The 13,715-nt window shown below is 71.9% G+C and carries 12 protein-coding genes; 9 read left to right on the forward strand and 3 right to left on the reverse strand.

Annotated elements, in window-relative coordinates:
- Nucleotides 1-191 precede the first annotated feature (191 nt).
- Entirely contained in the window at nt 192-1,088 is an 897-nt protein-coding gene (locus ABZ444_RS15950) for a hypothetical protein (RefSeq protein ID WP_357996538.1), read from the forward strand.
- On the opposite strand, the gene ABZ444_RS15955 is transcribed toward ABZ444_RS15950, so the two are convergent.
- On the reverse strand, nt 1,070-2,383 hold the full coding sequence (locus ABZ444_RS15955) for a GH1 family beta-glucosidase (RefSeq protein WP_357996541.1): 1,314 nt from the start codon (nt 2,381-2,383) through the stop codon (nt 1,070-1,072). The genes ABZ444_RS15950 and ABZ444_RS15955 overlap by 19 nt on opposite strands.
- A gap of 88 nt (nt 2,384-2,471) precedes the next feature.
- Between ABZ444_RS15955 and ABZ444_RS15960 the strand changes: the two genes are divergently transcribed.
- On the forward strand, nt 2,472-3,110 hold the full coding sequence (locus ABZ444_RS15960; protein WP_357996544.1) for a TetR family transcriptional regulator: 639 nt from the start codon (nt 2,472-2,474) through the stop codon (nt 3,108-3,110).
- Between the two features lie 4 nt (nt 3,111-3,114).
- Here the strand turns inward: ABZ444_RS15960 and ABZ444_RS15965 are convergent, their stop codons facing one another.
- Nucleotides 3,115-4,038, reverse strand: coding sequence for an aldo/keto reductase (locus ABZ444_RS15965; protein ID WP_357996547.1), 924 nt, complete (start codon nt 4,036-4,038; stop codon nt 3,115-3,117).
- Nucleotides 4,039-4,118: 80 nt separating this feature from the next.
- Here ABZ444_RS15965 and ABZ444_RS15970 point away from each other — a divergent pair, with 80 nt between their 5' ends.
- The 7 genes from ABZ444_RS15970 to ABZ444_RS16000 all read left to right on the forward strand — a co-directional run bounded on the left by ABZ444_RS15970 (nt 4,119) and on the right by ABZ444_RS16000 (nt 12,704).
- Nucleotides 4,119-4,478: a MerR family transcriptional regulator gene (locus ABZ444_RS15970; protein ID WP_357996550.1), complete on the forward strand. Its 360-nt coding sequence runs from the start codon at nt 4,119-4,121 to the stop codon at nt 4,476-4,478.
- 36 nt (nt 4,479-4,514) lie between these two features.
- Nucleotides 4,515-5,939, forward strand: coding sequence for a penicillin-binding transpeptidase domain-containing protein (locus ABZ444_RS15975; RefSeq protein ID WP_357996553.1), 1,425 nt, complete (start codon nt 4,515-4,517; stop codon nt 5,937-5,939).
- 70 nt (nt 5,940-6,009) lie between these two features.
- Nucleotides 6,010-8,364: a LuxR C-terminal-related transcriptional regulator gene (locus ABZ444_RS15980; protein ID WP_357996556.1), complete on the forward strand. Its 2,355-nt coding sequence runs from the start codon at nt 6,010-6,012 to the stop codon at nt 8,362-8,364.
- Between the two features lie 358 nt (nt 8,365-8,722).
- A complete protein-coding gene (locus ABZ444_RS15985) occupies nt 8,723-9,496 on the forward strand; it encodes an AMP-binding protein (protein WP_357996559.1) in 774 nt (257 codons plus the stop codon).
- 122 nt (nt 9,497-9,618) lie between these two features.
- Nucleotides 9,619-10,911 carry an ABC transporter substrate-binding protein gene (locus ABZ444_RS15990; protein WP_357996562.1) on the forward strand — a complete coding sequence of 431 codons (1,293 nt, stop codon included), beginning with the start codon at nt 9,619-9,621 and terminating at the stop codon, nt 10,909-10,911.
- Nucleotides 10,912-10,965: 54 nt separating this feature from the next.
- A complete protein-coding gene (locus tag ABZ444_RS15995) occupies nt 10,966-11,847 on the forward strand; it encodes a sugar ABC transporter permease (protein WP_357972963.1) in 882 nt (293 codons plus the stop codon).
- A complete protein-coding gene (locus ABZ444_RS16000; RefSeq protein WP_357972960.1) occupies nt 11,844-12,704 on the forward strand; it encodes a carbohydrate ABC transporter permease in 861 nt (286 codons plus the stop codon). Before ABZ444_RS15995 ends, ABZ444_RS16000 begins: the two co-directional genes overlap by 4 nt.
- A gap of 14 nt (nt 12,705-12,718) precedes the next feature.
- On the opposite strand, the gene ABZ444_RS16005 is transcribed toward ABZ444_RS16000, so the two are convergent.
- On the reverse strand, nt 12,719-13,705 hold the full coding sequence (locus ABZ444_RS16005; protein WP_357996565.1) for a winged helix-turn-helix domain-containing protein: 987 nt from the start codon (nt 13,703-13,705) through the stop codon (nt 12,719-12,721).
- Between the last annotated feature and the right edge of the window lie 10 nt (nt 13,706-13,715).

Below are 13,715 nucleotides of genomic sequence, written 5' to 3' on the forward strand. Positions count from 1 at the left end.
CGCAGAGACGAGTTCGATCGCCATCTCAGACCGGGATCAAGCCCTCCACAAGGCCCAATATTTTAGATCTTCCTTATTTCCGACAAAGGACTATGTACCTCGCCAAAGGTGCGTCACTTGGCCGGTTCGGATGACAGCCATCAAGATCATCTTCTATAGTTTCGGTCCGTCTATGCGAGGAGGGGACGGGTGTGAGGATCTGGCGGCTCGCCGCGGTCTTCGTCGTCCTCTCCGGGCTGCTCGGGCTCGCCTCCCCGCGGCCGGCGTCGGCCGATCCCAACATCGACGAGCTGCGCAGACTCACCAAGCAGGCGTCCCGGCTCAACGACCTCTACCGCGGCCAGATCCAGAGCCTGGAGGAGATCAGGATCCAGGCCAAGAACGCCACCGACACCTCCGGCGACCTGGCGGCGCGCCTGGCCGCGGCCCAGGCCGGCGTGGCCGAGATCGCGCGCCAGGCCTACGTCAACGGCCCCCTCGACGGCATGCAGCTGTTCGGCCTCAACGTCGACCCGGCCACCGCGCTCGGGCAGGCCGCGAACATGTCGTACATGGCCACCGAGCGGACCGAGCGCGTCCAGAGCATCCAGAAGCTCATCGCGAAGTCCAAAGAGGCCAAGCTCAACGCCAACGACAAGATCGACAAGCTGAAGAAGGAGATCAGGACCCTTCAGGGCAAGCGGCGTGAGATCGAGCGCCTGCTCGCCAAGTACGGCTTCCAGCAGCCCGGCGGCGCCGAGGGCCTGACCCAGCGCATGATCACGGTACGCGCCGAGATCATGCAGAACTTCCCGATGAAGTACGGCGTGGGCTGCCTGCGCCCCGGCGACCCCGGCGAGCACGGCAAGGGCCGGGCCTGCGACTTCATGATGTCCCGCGGCGGCACCATGGCCTCCGGGGCCGACGCCGACCGCGGGGACGCCCTGGCCGAATGGCTCATCCAGAACGGCTCGCGGATCGGCGTCATGTACATCATCTGGAAGCAGCGCTACTACGACATCCGGTCAGGCGGAGGCTGGGACCCCATGTCCGACCGGGGCGGCGTGACCGCCAACCACTACGACCACGTTCACGTGTCGGTGTTCTGAGCGACGCGCTCCCTGTACCACGCGTAGGACGCCTTGGGGGTGCGGCGGCCCGTGGCGAAGTCCACGTGCACCAGGCCGAAGCGCTGGTGGTAGCCCTCGGCCCACTCGAAGTTGTCCAGCAGCGACCAGACGAAGTAGCCGCGCACGTCCACGCCCTCGGCCCGTGCGGCCATGACGGCGTCGATGTGGCCCCGCAGGTAGTCGATGCGGGCCTGGTCCTCGACCGTGCCCCGCGGGGTGAGCTCGTCGGGCTGCGAGCAGCCGTTCTCGGTGACGTGGATCGGCGGGAGCGCGCTGCCGTACCGGGCCTTGAGGCCGGTCAGGAGCTCGCGCAGGCCGTCGGGGACGACCGGCCAGCCGAACGCGGTGGTGGGATACCCGGTGACGCCGGTGTCGGTGAACGGGAGCAGCTCGCCGGGGGGCGGGGCGGCGATCCGGGTGGGGTTGTAGTAGTTGATGCCGAGGGCGTCCAGGGGGGCGGAGATGGTCTCCAGGTCGCCGTCGTGGACGAAGTCGAGGTTGGCGGCGTAAGCCGACAGATCTGGATATTTCCCGAGAAGCACCGGGTCGTTGAACAGCCGGTTGTGCAGGACGTCGTAGGCGTCGGCGGCCTTGACGTCCGCCTCCTCCTGCGACGCGGGCCAGACCGGCGTGCAGTTGTTGGTGATGGCCACCTGCCGCGCGCCCGCCGCGCGCAGGGCCGCGACCGCCAGGCCGTGGCCGAGGAGCTGGTGGTGGGCGACGGGGAGGGCGTCGAGCAGCAGGGCCTGGCCGGGGGCGTGGATGCCCATGGCGTGGCCGAAGGCCATGTGGACGAACGGCTCGTTCAGGGTGATCCACAGCGGGATGCGGTCGGCCAGGCGCTCGGCGACGATCGCGGCGTAGTCGGCGAAGCGGCCGGCCGTGTCGCGGTCCGTCCAGCCGCCCCGGTCCTGGAGGGCCTGGGGCAGGTCCCAGTGGAAGAGCGTCGGCACGGGCTGGATGCCGGCCGCCAGCAGGCCGTCGGTGAGGCGTTCGTAGAAGTCGAGGCCCGCGGGGTTGACCTCGCCGGCGCCGAGCGGCTGCACCCGCGGCCAGGCGACGGAGAAGCGGTAGGCGTTCACGCCGAGGCCGGACATGAGGGCGACGTCCTCGCGCCAGCGGTGGTAGTGGTCGCAGGCCACGTCCCCGGTGTGGCCGTCCCTGGTCCGGCCGGGCTCGTGGGCGAAGGTGTCCCAGATGGACGCGCCCCGGCCGTCCTCGGCCACCGCGCCCTCGATCTGGTAGGCGGCGGTCGCCGTACCCCATAAGAACATCTCGGCTCCTTTATGCGAGTATGGCTCATGTTAACGGACGGCAAAGTGGCCGGTCTGTACCTGCTGGTAATAAGCCAGGATGGGGAGCATGACGAGTACCTTGCGCCGCCGTCCCGCCCAGCGCCGGAGCGTGGAGCGGGTGGAGCGGATGCTCGACGAGTGCGCGCTCCTGCTCGACGAGGTGGGCTACGAGGCGTTGACCACGAAGGAGGTCGCGCGCCGCGCCGAGGTCCCCATCGGCACCTTCTACCAGTTCTTCCACGACAAGCAGGGCCTGGTGCGCGCCCTCGCGCTGCGCAACCTGGAGGCGTTCCTCCAGCGGGTCACCCAGTGCATCGCCGAGGCCGACCTCGGCCACTGGACCGACCTGGTCGACCTGGCCATCGACGAGTTCGTCGACATGAAGCGCACCACCCCCGGGTTCGCGGTGGTCGACTTCGGCGAGGTCCTGCCCACCCCGGGCGGGCCGCCGCTGGAGGGCACCAAACGCACGCTCGACAGCGCCCTCGACAACAACGTCATCGTGGCCGACCGGTTGCGCGCCCTCACCCTCGCCCTGCTCGACGCGCCCGCCGGCCCCGGGCTCGACCGGGCGCTCGTGGTGGCCGTCGAGGCCACCGACGCCGTGCTCAAGCTCGCCTTCCGGGCCGATCCCGGCGGCGACGCCGACCTGATCGCCGAGTGCAAGCAGCTCGTCCGCCGCTACCTCGCCGACCACCTGCCCTGACCCCCTATGCGACGGCGTCCAGCCGGGCGCGCAGCTCGGCGTCCAGCTTGACGTCCGCCGCGCCGACGACCTCGTCGAGCTGGGCCGTCGTGGACACGCCGACCACGGGCACGTGACCGTCGGCCATCAGCCACGCCAGCACCACCTGGTTGGGCGTCGCGCCCAGCTCGACGGCGACCTCGCGCAGCGCGGCCAGGCGGCGGGCGGTGCCCGGGTGGTCGTAGACCTCCGGCATGGGCCGGTCGGCCCGCGTGTAGGCCCCCGACATCAGCGTGTTGTAGGCCCACAACGTCACGTCCGGCTCGGCGCCGACGTAGTCGAGGGTCTCGTCCGAGGCCAGCGTGTGGCCGCCCTCCGGGAGCCGGGTGAAGGGCCGCGGGCGCAGGTAGGTGTGGCGGAGCTGGAGGTGGCCGTACGGCAGCCAGCCGTGCGCGCCCGAGAGGTTCCTGGCCCGCTCCAGCCGCCAGGCGGCGATGTTGCTCGCCCCCAGCGCGCGGACCTTGCCCTGCTCGGCCAGCGTGTTCAGGGCGCCGAGCGTCTCGTGCAGCGGCACCGAACGGTCCTCGATGTGCGACCAGTACAGGTCGACGTAGTCGGTCCGCAGCCTCCGCAGGCTGGCCTCGGCGGCCCGCGCGACGGCCGCCGCCGACAGGCCCTCGGCCGAGTCCAGGGTGCGGTCGCCGGGCACGGTCGGCCGGGCCCCGCCCTTGGTGCCGAGGAAGATCCGGTCCCGGTTGCCGCGCGCGGCCAGCCAGGCGCCGATGGCCTCCTCGCTCTCGTCGCCGGTGCGGCCCTCGTTCCAGAAGGGGTAGTTGTTGGCGGTGTCCAGCATGGTGCCGCCGGCATCCTGGAAGCGGTCGAGGATGGCGAAGGTCTCCCGCAGGCCGACGCTGGTGCCGAACGGGATGGTGCCGAGCGCGATGTTCATGGGCCAGACCCTCGGACCTGGAGTGCGCTCCATGTCAAGCCGTTGACCTGGAGTGCACTCCAGGTGAAAGACTGGGACGCGTGAGCGTGTACACCCCCGCCGAGGTCGTCGAGGAGACCGGCTTCAGCCTCGACACTCTCCGCTACTACGAGAAGATCGGCCTGCTGGAGCGCGTGGAGCGCAACGCGGCCGGTCAGCGCAGGTTCAGCGAGGAGGACGTCGGCTGGCTCGGCATGATCCGCTGCCTGCGCGACACCGGCATGCCCATCGCCATGCTGCTGCGCTTCGCCGAGCTCGTCCGCGGCGGCGACGACACGATCCCCGACCGCATCAGGCTCCTGGAGGAGCACGACCGGCAGGTCCAGGCCCAGATCGTCAACCTGGCCGAGCGCCAGAACTACATCCACCGCAAGATTTCCTACTACCGCAGCGTCCTGTAGCCCCGCCTTGGTGGTCCGGTTGTTAGACCAAGGACCATGGCGGGAACCAGGGCGAAGCAGATCGACGTCCCGCTGGGCCGCATGGCCGTGCTCTGCGCGGCCCTGCTGTTCGTCCTGCTGGCCCACGTCACGGTCGTCCAGGCGTTCGGGGCGCGGGCGCTCAACGCCGACCGCCGCAACGAGCGCTCGCTCATCGCCCGGTTCGCCCGGCCGCGCGGCGACATCCTGACCTACGACGGCGCGACCGTGGCCAGGAGCCGCCCGACGCCCGGCGGCGGCCCGTACCGGTTCCAGCGGGTCTACACCGACGGCGAGCTCTACGCCCCCGTGACCGGCTACATGTCCCTCTACCGTTCCACGGGCGTGGAGGAGGCCGAGGACGGCGTCCTGTCCGGCGACGACGCCAAGGTCAAGGTGCGCTCGATGGTCAGCGACGGCGACGTGGCCGGCGCCGACGTGCGGCTGACCATCGGCCAGCGCACCCAGTGGGCCGCCTACCACGCCCTGGAGGCCGCCGGCGTGCCCGGCGCGGCCGTGGCCGTCGACCCGGCGACCGGCGCGATCCTCGCCCTGGCCAGCTACCCGTCCTACGACCCCAACACGCTGGCCACCTTCGACCCCGCCCGGCTCGACGGCGCCCTCGACCGGCTGCGCGAGGCCCCCGGCCGGCCCCTGCTGAACCGGGCGCTGGACCAGGTCTATCCGCCCGGGGCCACGTTCAGGCTGGTGACCACGGCCGCGGCGCTGGCCTCGGGCGAGTACACGCCCACGGCCCCCGTGGACGCCGCCGTCCGGCCGCGGCTGCCCGCCTCGGTCGCCGGTTCGTGCGGCAGGCCCCGGCCCACGCTGCTGCGCGCCTTCCAGACCTCGTGCGACACCGCGTTCGCGGGCATCGGGGTGCGGCTCGGCCAGGACACCCTCCGGGACCAGGCCGAGGCGTTCGGGTTCGGCGACGGGGACCTGCGCGTGCCGATGGCTCCGGCGGCCAGCACGTACCCGCAGGGCATGGACCGGGCGCGGACCGCCCTGTCGGCCGTCGGCCGGGACCAGGACCGGGCGACGCCGCTGATGGTCGCGATGTTGTCGGCGGCCGTGGCCAACAACGGCGTGCTGATGCGGCCGTACCTGGTGGAGGAGGTGAGCCTGCCGGACGGCTCGCTGCTCGGCCAGGCGGGGCCGCAGCCGTACCGCACCACCATGACGACCGTCCAGGCCCGCTACCTGGCCGCGATGATGACCACGGAGACGCACGCGGGCGGGCCGGGGGCGGCCGTCGCCGTCCCCGGCGTCGAGGTGGCCGCCAAGATCGCTACGGCGGGCGGCGAGCACGCGCTGGCCACGGCGTTCGCCCCGGCGACCGCCCCCGAGGTGGCGGTCGGCGTGGTGCTGGAGCACCCCGGCCCCCGGGCCGGCGCGGTGGCGCAGGTGGCCCGCACGGTGCTGGAGGCCGCGCTGGCCTGACCGCGGGCCGCCGAGTTCTCCACCGATTTGAGTCTGGGCGCGAACGGTAGTTGATGCCACACTCACAGTGATGCTGCGAACCGCCGATTTCCGCAACCTGCCGGCCGAGCCCAACCTGTTCGTGGGCCGGGAGTCCGATCTCGATGAGCTGGCCCAACTCGGCCGCGTCTCGCGCGTGGTGACGCTGTGCGGCGCGGGGGGCATCGGCAAGACGCGCCTGGCCCTGCGCCTGGCCGCCAGGGTCGCCGCCGAGCACCCCGACGGCGTGTGGCTGGTCGAGCTGGCCGACGTGGAGAAGGGCGAGCTGCGGGAGCGGGTCCGCGCCGCGCTCGGCATCGCCGAGGACCTGGCGGACACCATCGGCGGCCGCCGGGTGCTGCTCATCCTGGACAACTGCGAGCAGGTGGTCGGCGAGTGCGCCGAGCTCTGCCGCGACCTGCTCGGCGCCTGCCCGCGGCTCACCGTGCTGGCCACCAGCCGCGAGCCGCTGCGGGTGCCGGGCGAGACGGTCTGGCGGGTGCCGCCGCTCTCGCTCGTCGGCGAGGAGAGCGAGGCCGTGCGCCTGTTCGTGACCAGGGCCACCGCCGCGCGTCCTGGCTTCGAGCTGAACGAGGAGACGCTGCCGCTCGCGATCGAGCTGTGCCAGGCGCTCGACGGGCTGCCGCTGGCGCTCGAACTGGCCGCCGCCATGGTGCGGGTGTTGTCGGTCAGGCAGCTCGTCGAGCGGCTCGACGACCGGTTCAGGGTGCTGGCGGGCGGCGCCCGTACGGCCCACGCCAGGCACCGTACGCTGCGCGCCGCCGTCGACTGGAGCTACCGGCTGCTCAGCCCCCAGGAACGCCTGCTGCTGCGCCGCGTGGCGGCCTTCCGCTCCTGCTGGACGCTCGACCTGGCCGAAGCGGTGTGCGCCGGCACCGGCCTGCCCGAGGAGGACGTGCTGCCGCGCCTGTGCGACCTGGTGGACAAGTCGCTGGTCGTGCTCGACGGCGAGGTCGCCGGCCAGGCCCGCTACCGGCTGCTGGAGACCGTCCGCGAATACGCGCTGGAGCAGCTCGCGGAGTCCGGCGAGGAGGCGGCGCTGCGCCGCGCGCACCTGGCCGCGCTCGCCGGGCTGGCCGGCCGGTTCAAGGACGTCCTCACGCCGGGCACGCGCACGTCGTGGCCCGTGGTCGAGCGCTTCGTCAACCTGTTCGACGGGCTCAAGGCCGAGGTGGGCGCGGCCTGCGACTGGGCCGTGGCGAGCGGGTCGCCGCAGACCGCCCTGCAGCTGCTGACCGACGTGCGTTACCTGCTCATGGCCAGCGGGCGGCGGCTGGACATCGCCGAGCGGCTCGACCGGCTGCTCGCGCTCGACGCCCCCGACGTGCCCGAGGGCTTACGCGGGCAGGCGATGATCCTGCGCGGTGAGCTGGCGCTCGCGGCCGGCGAGACGGGGCTCGCGGCGCGGTGCGTACAGATCGGGCTGGCGCTGTGCGTCGACGCCCAGGACGCCTACGGCGAGGCCGTTGGCCTGATCATGCTGGCCCAGGCGACCGGCGACCAGGAGCCCCTGACCCCGGCCCTGGAGGCGGCGCGGCGGCGCGGCGACCCGATCCTGGAGTCGCTCGCCCAGGGCACCCGGGCCGACTTCGGCCTGCGGGCCGGCCGCCTGCACGAGGCGCGGCGGGCGTTCGAGGAGGTCCTGTCGCTGAGCGAACGGCTGGACAACCACCTCGGCCAGTCCTACGGGCACGTCGGCCTGGCCCAGATCGCCCGGCGCACCGGCGACCGGCCGGCCGCCCGGCGGCACTACGAGGCCGGCCTGCGCCTGCTGCGGCACATCGACGCCCGGCAGCAGATCGTGAGCTGCCTGGCCGGGCTCGGCCGCGTCGCGCTGGACGAGGGCGACCTGGCCGAGGCGCGCGCCCGGCTCACCGAGGCGCTGGTGCTCAGCCGCGACGCGGGCCTGCGCGACAGCATCGCCCGGCGGCTGGCGGCCTGGGCGCGCCTGGTGGCGGCCGAGGGCGACGACCGGCGCGCGGTCCTGCTGGCCGCCGCCTCCCTGGGGCTGCGCGACCGCCGCCCCGACGCCCGCACCGAAGAGCTGCTGGCGCCCGCCCGCGAACGGCTCGGCGAAACCGTGGTGGCGCTGCTGTGGGCCGAAGGTCTGGCGATGACGGCCGACCAGGCGGTCTCGTGCGCGCTCGGCGGCCCGTTGCCCGAGCTGCCGGCCGCGCCGGTCGCCCCGGCCACCCAGGACAGCAGGCTGACGGCCAGGGAGCGCGAGATCGCCGAGCTGGTGGCCCGCGGGCTGAGCAACCGGGCCATCGCCGACGAACTGGTGATCAGCCCGGCCACCGCCGCGCGGCACGTCGCCAACATCCTCGGCAAGCTGGGCTTCTCCACACGTACACAGATTGCCGCATGGGTGATCGGCGGACGCTGATCCCGGCGGGTTCTCTACACATCGCCGCCGCCCGGCGCTTACATCGTCGAATGGCCATGTCAGCGCATGTGCCGCCCCGGTCCGAACGCCTACCGTTCTCCGTGTGATCGACCGCGCCCCGCGCTTCCCGTCCTCGCGCCGGGGGCCGCGACGGCCGATCGACCGAGGGACGTCACGCGTCCCGACGGAGCCGGGCCTTCTCGGAGGGGTGGGGGCCCGGTTCCAGGACGCGTGACAGCGGGCTCGAGTCGCGCAGGGCTCGGGCCCGCCCACCTCGGCCCTGGGCTGGGGAAATGCACACCGCTCTACATAGATCGGTGGATGCGGCCGGCGCGCGGGCGACCGTACGTTGACGGGCATGACGCCGTCCGCCTCGTCCTCCGGCACCGTGATCCACGAGGTGTTCTGCCGGGCCTACGAGCGGGGCGAGCGGCCGGCGCTCATCGATCTGCGCGGCGGCCACGTCTACGGCTACCGCAGCCTGGTGACCGAGGTGACCAGGGCGGCGTCCGGGCTGGTGCGCAGGGGAGCGCGCCGCGACCAGGTGGTGGGGGTGCACGTCTCCACGACCGGCACCCAGACGGTGGCCCTGCACACCGTGCTGGCGGCGGGCGGGGTGGCCGCGCCGATCGGGGCGGGGCTCGGCGCCGAGGAGGTGGCGGCGCTGCTGCGCGAGTGCGACGCCCGCATGCTGATCACCACCCCCGACCTGGCCGAGACGGCGATCGCGGCGGCCGACGGCTCCCGCGTGCGCCAGGTGGTCTCGCTGGGCCCGGCGCTCGACACGATCGACTTCCGCGGCCTGCTCGTGCTGGAGCCCACCGCGCTGCCCGCCCTCGACGCCAAGCGCCAGGACGCGCTGGCGCTCCCCGGCGGCGCCCGGCTCACGCACGCCGACCTGCTGGCCAGGATGGCCGAGCTCGACGTGCCCATCGGCCTGATGGAGTCCGACGTCGTGCTGTGCACGTGGCCGCCCGGCGACGGCGCCGACCTGCCCGCCCTGGTCGGCCTGGCCGTGTCCAAGGGCGCGCTGGTCGTGGCCGCCGGCCGTGGTGACCTGCCCGGCTCCGGCTACGACGCGGGCGTCACCGTGCTCACCGGGCCGGCCGGCACGCTGGAGCGCGTGGGCTGAGTATGCGGACCTGTTACCTGCTCCGCCCTTGACGTCGGCGCGCGTGAAGTGGGTTGATAGCCGTTGTTGACAACGTTGTCAAAGGTCACCAACTTCGGGGATCGCGAAGGGAATGGTGTGCGATGCGACGGTGGTTAGCGGCCGTCTCGATCACGATGGCGGGCGTTCTGGGCCTGGCGGGCTGCGGCGGAGGCAGCGGCGGCCAGACTGCTGAGCCGGGTTCGTCGAGCGGCGGCAAGAAACAGGTGGAGGTCTTCTCCTGGTGGACGGGCCCCGGTGAGGCCGACGGCCTCCAGGCGATGAAGAAGATATTCGAGGACAAGAACCCGAACTACACGTTCTTCGACGCCGCCGTGGCGGGCGGCTCGGGTGACAAGGCCAAGGCGCTGTTGCAGTCGAAGTTGCAGGCCGGCACGCCGCCCGACACGTTCCAGGGGCACGCCGGCGCCGAGTTGCAGGGCTACATCAAGGCGGGCAACCTGGAGGACCTGACGTTCCTGTACGACGAGCTGAAGCTCAAGGACGTCTTCCCCGCCCAGCTCGTCGAGCAGATCAGCGTCGAGGGCAAGATCTACTCGGTGCCGGTCAACATCCACCGGTCGAACGTCCTGTGGTTCAACCCCAAGGTGCTCAAGGACGCCGGCATCGCGGCCGCGCCCAAGACGATCGAGGAGTTCATCGCCGACCTGGAGAAGGTCAAGGCCAAGGGCAAGATCCCGATCTCCGTCGGCTCGGAGTGGACCGCCACCCACCTGCTGGAGAACGTGCTGCTCGGCTCGCTCGGCACCGACGCCTACAACGCGCTGTTCAAGCCGGGCGCCGACTGGAGCGGCCCGCAGATGACGAAGGCGCTGGAGAACTACGCCAAGATCATGTCGTACGCCGGCGACCCGCAGGACGACTGGCAGCCCGCCGCCAAGCAGGTGGCCGACGGCGAGGCGGCGTTCAACATCATGGGCGACTGGGCCTACGGCTACTTCCACAACCCGCCGGAGGGCGGCCTCGGCAAGACGTCCAAGATGGACTTCGACTGGGCGCCCGCGCCCGGCACCGAGGGCACCTACATGTGGCTGTCGGACAGCTTCACGCTGCCCAAGGGCGCCAAGAACCGGGACGGGGCCGTGGCGTGGCTGAAGGTCGCGGCGAGCAAGGAGGGCCAGGACGCCTTCAACCCCAAGAAGGGCTCCATCCCCGCCCGCAAGGACGCCGACCAGTCGCTCTACACCGACTACCTGGCCGACGCGCTGAAGGACTGGTCGGGCAACAAGCTGGCCGGCTCCATCCAGCACGGCGTCTCGGTGAGCCAGCCGTGGCTGGCCTCGATCAACGAGGCGGTCGGGCTGTTCATCGGCAGCAAGGACGTCAAGGGCCTGCAGCAAGGCCTGGCCGACGCGGCCAAGGCCAACGCTCAGTGACGCATGCGGGTACGGCGGGGCGCTCCCGCCGTACCCGCGCGAAGGGAAACGGTTGTGAGGCGGGCACGCACCTGGCTGCCCGGACTCCTCCTCGTCGCGCCGTCGATCGTGGCGATCGGCGTGTTCGTGTACGGCATGCTGGGCTGGAACTTCCGCCTGGCCATGACGGACCAGCACGATGAGGTGTCCGAGGGCACGTTCGTGGGGCTGAAGAACTTCGTCGACATCTGGGACCAGGCGCGCTGGCGCCTGTCGGTCGACCACGCGATCGTGTTCACGATCGCGTTCGTGGCGGGGGCGCTGGTGCTGGGCTGGTTCCTGGCGTTCCTCATGGAGAAGGGGATCTGGGGGGAGGGCACGTTCCGGGCGATCTACCTGTTCCCGATGGCCGTGTCGTTCGTCGCGACCGGCATCGTGTGGCGGTGGCTGATGAACTCGGGGACGGGGGAGCGGGCGGTCGGCCTGAACCGGCTGTTCGACGCGATCGGGCTGCCGCAGTGGCAGTGGTTCAGGGATCCGGACTGGGGGATGGCCGCGATGGCGCTCCCAGCGATCTGGCAGATGTCCGGATATGTCATGGCGTTGTTCCTGGCGGGCTTCCGCGGCGTCCCCGAGGAGCTGCGCGAGGCCGCGCGGGTGGACGGCGCCGGCGAGTGGGGCGTCTACCGGCACGTGGTGCTGCCCATGCTCAGGCCGGTCACCCTGTCGGCGCTGATCATCCTGGGACACATCTCGCTCAAGGTCTTCGACCTCATCGTGGCGGTGTCCGGCAAGCAGATCATCACCGACGTGCCCGCGGTGTTCATGTGGGTGGCGGTCTACGACTCGCACGACCCGGCGAAGGGGGCCACGATCGCCTCGTACATCGTGCTCAGCGTGGCGGTCTTCGTGATCCCGTACCTGATCTGGTCGGTGCGCAAGGAGCGCAGGCCATGACGGCCGTCGCGGCCCGGCGCAGGACCGGGTTCGGGGTCGTGCGGTTCTGCCTGCTGCTCGCCCTGGTGGTCGTCGTCCTCGTGCCGATCTACGTGCTGCTGGCCACCAGCTTCAAGCCGCTCACCGAGGCCGACCCCGGCCAGGCGTGGAACCTGCCGAAGACGTGGACCACCGAGGCGTGGCGGGTGGCCTGGGAGAAGCTGGCCCCCGGCCTGTGGAACAGCGTGCTGCTGGCCGTCCCCGGCTCGCTGCTGTCGTGCGCGTTCGGGTCGATGAACGGCTACGTGCTGTCCAAATGGCGCTTCCCCGGCGCGGACGTGCTGTTCACGCTGTTCCTGTTCGGCATGTTCATCCCCTACCAGGGCGTGATGATCCCACTGGTCAAGCTCATGGTCTGGCTGAACGAGCAGACCGGGCTGCAGGGCGTCTTCTACGGCGGCATCCCGGGCCTGGTGCTCGCGCACGTCGTGTACGGCATCCCCATCTGCACGCTGATCTTCCGCAACTACTACGTCACGATCCCCGACGAGCTGATCGAGGCCTCGCGGGTGGACGGCGCGGGGATGCTGCGCGCGTACTGGTCGGTCGTGCTGCCGGTGTCGTGGCCCGCGATCGCGGTGGTGATCATCTGGCAGTTCACCTCGCTGTGGAACGACTTCCTGTTCGCCGTCTTCATCACCGGGCCGCAGAGCTGGCCGACCACCGTCATGCTCAACAACATCGCCGGGGCCCAGGCCACCCCCTACAGCCAGCAGATGGCCGCGGCCATCCTGGCCTCGATCCCGACCATGCTGATCTACGTGCTGCTCGGCCGGTTCTTCATGCGCGGCCTGATGGCGGGCGCGCTGAAGGGCTGACGCGGGACGGCCCGCTACGCCGGTGACCGGCCGGCCAGCGCGTCGCCCAGCGGCGTACGGGCGTACTGGACGGAACGGCCGGTGCGGGTGCCCACGACCAGGCCCGTCCTGCGCAGGACGGCCAGGTGCCCGCCGGTCGCGCCGAGGCTCTGGCCGAGCAGGGCGGCCAGGTGGGTGGTCGTCGCGGGCACGGCCAGCTCGGTGAGGACGCGTGCCCTGGTGCGGCCGATCAGCAGCGCCAGGTCGCCGTCCGGCACGCCGACCGCGGCGCCGGTGCCGCGGGCCGGGTAGACCAGCGCGTTGGGCCAGGCCGCCTCCAGGTACACGCCGACCGAGCCGGAGAAGGCGGTCGGCACGAGCAGCAGGCCCCCGCCGCCCAGCACGTGGAGGCCGTGGCGGGTGTGCAGGCGCACCTCGATGTGCCCGTCCGGACGCCAGCGCACCTGGTCGCTCAGGTCGTCGAGGGCGGCGGCCCAGCCGTAGGCGGCCAGGCGCCCGGCCCGCTGGATCACGTCGCGTTCGAGGATCGTGTGGAAACGCTGCCAGTCCACCGAGATGATCTCCTGCCACAGCGCCTCGTACGCGTCGGCCAGCACCTCCACCACCCGCGGCGAGAACAGCAGGTCCCGGACCGGCCCCGGCACCGGCGGCAGCCCCGCCAGCACCCCGGCGATCTCCTCGTGCGCCTGGGTGACCGGGGTCCGGCGCATCGAGGCCAGCTCGGTCTCGAACGGCACGCTCATCCCGGCCGGCGGCGGGGCGATGAAGTCGACGTTCGCGTCGCCCTTGTTGCCGCTGATCGCCGCCAGCGCGCGCAGCGCCGGATGCCGCCGCACCAGGTCCAGGTACGGGCCGCGCCATCGCTCCACCCACCGGCGGTGCACGCCCGGCTCGTTCCTGCCGTCGAGCGTCCAGTGGGCGTGCATGGTCTCGATCAGCGGCGAGATCGCGAACCTGCTGGCCACCAGGTCCTGCGGGGTCACCTGGATCCTCAGTGCCACCTTTCGGTTA

The sequence above is a fragment of the Nonomuraea sp. NPDC005730 genome, from assembly GCF_040630865.1.
Lineage (GTDB): Bacteria > Actinomycetota > Actinomycetes > Streptosporangiales > Streptosporangiaceae > Nonomuraea.